This window comes from Mesorhizobium sp. M1A.F.Ca.IN.020.06.1.1 (assembly GCF_004023265.1).
GTDB lineage: Bacteria > Pseudomonadota > Alphaproteobacteria > Rhizobiales > Rhizobiaceae > Mesorhizobium.
The window spans coordinates 1-1282 of sequence record NZ_RZSR01001302.1; the positions used below are offsets into that span (position 1 = coordinate 1).

Annotated in this window: 2 protein-coding genes; both read right to left on the reverse strand. The window is 64.3% G+C overall.

Annotated features, from left to right (window positions below; genetic code table 11):
• Window positions 1-845: sigma-54 dependent transcriptional regulator (locus EOA60_RS33475; RefSeq protein ID WP_164899785.1), on the reverse strand; the 845-nt coding region annotated here is incomplete at its 3' end.
• Window positions 842-1282: ATP-binding protein (locus tag EOA60_RS33480; RefSeq protein WP_245502686.1), on the reverse strand; the 441-nt coding region annotated here is incomplete at its 5' end. The genes EOA60_RS33480 and EOA60_RS33475, both read right to left, overlap by 4 nt.

Sequence of the window (1282 nt, forward strand, 5' to 3'; positions counted from 1 at the left end):
ACGACGCGCAGGTCGACCGGCCGGATTTCGTTGGTGCCGAGTGGCGTCACCTCGCGCATTTCGAGCACGCGCAGCATCTGCACCTGAGTGGAGGGCGGCATGCTTTCGATCTCGTCGAGGAACAGCGTGCCGCCGCTCGAATGCTCGATGCGGCCGACGCGCTTCTTCTGCGCGCCGGTGAAGGCGCCGGCCTCATGGCCAAACAATTCGCTTTCGATCACTGTCTCCGGCAACGTGCCGCAATTGAGCGCGACGAAATTGCCCTTGGCGCGGCGGCTCCAGCGATGCAGCAGGCTCGCCACCACCTCCTTGCCCGAGCCTGTCTCGCCGGTCACCAGCACATCGACATCGGTGTCGGCGATCTGTCTCAGCGTGCGGCGCAGCCGCTCCATAGCCGGTGTCTGGCCGATCAGCGGAAGGCCTTCCTGCGCCTGCTCGGCCGCTTCGCGCAAGGCGCGGTTCTCCATAACAAGACGGCGCTTTTCCGCGGCGCGCCATACACTTTGCGCCAGCCGGTCGGCCGCGAAGGGCTTGGTGATGAAGTCATAGGCGCCGTCCTTCATCGCCTTTACCGCCATGGCGATATCGCCGTGCCCGGTGACGAGGATGACGGGGATATCCGGGTCAAGGTCGACCACGAGGTCGAAAAGCTGCAGGCCGTCCATTTCGGGCATGCGGATGTCTGACACCAAGACGCCGGCAAAGCCGGCATCGAGGCCGACGAGTGCCTCGCTTGCCGAGGAAAAGGCAGACACGGCAAAACCGGCAAGTTCGAGCGTCTGCTTCGTCGCCTTGAGCAGGTCGCTATCGTCATCGATCAGGACGACCGGATTGCCGTCTGTCATCTCGGGCCAGCCTTCGAGAGATGGATGGTGAAGCGGGTGCCGGTCCCGCTGCTTGTCACCTCGATACGCCCGCCATAGTCGGCGACGATGTCCTTCGAGATGACGAGCCCGAGCCCCAAGCCCTTTTCCTTCGAGGTATTGAAAGGCGTGAACAGCGATTTCAGGATCGCCGGCGGAATCCCCGGTCCGTTATCGGACACGATCAGCGCGACGCCGTCGGCGGTTTCCGCGGCGGACACTTGGACCCGAGCACCGTCACGCCCCTCGAGCGCTTCCAACGCGTTCTGGAACAGGTTGATCAGCACCTGCTCCAACCGCAGCCGGTTCCCCATCACTTTCAGCGTCGCCGGCGGCAGCGTGATCGCCAGCGCGTCCAATCGGCCGGCAAAGCGGCTCCTGAGCAGCACCACTGCGCCTTCGATGACGCTGCGCAACTC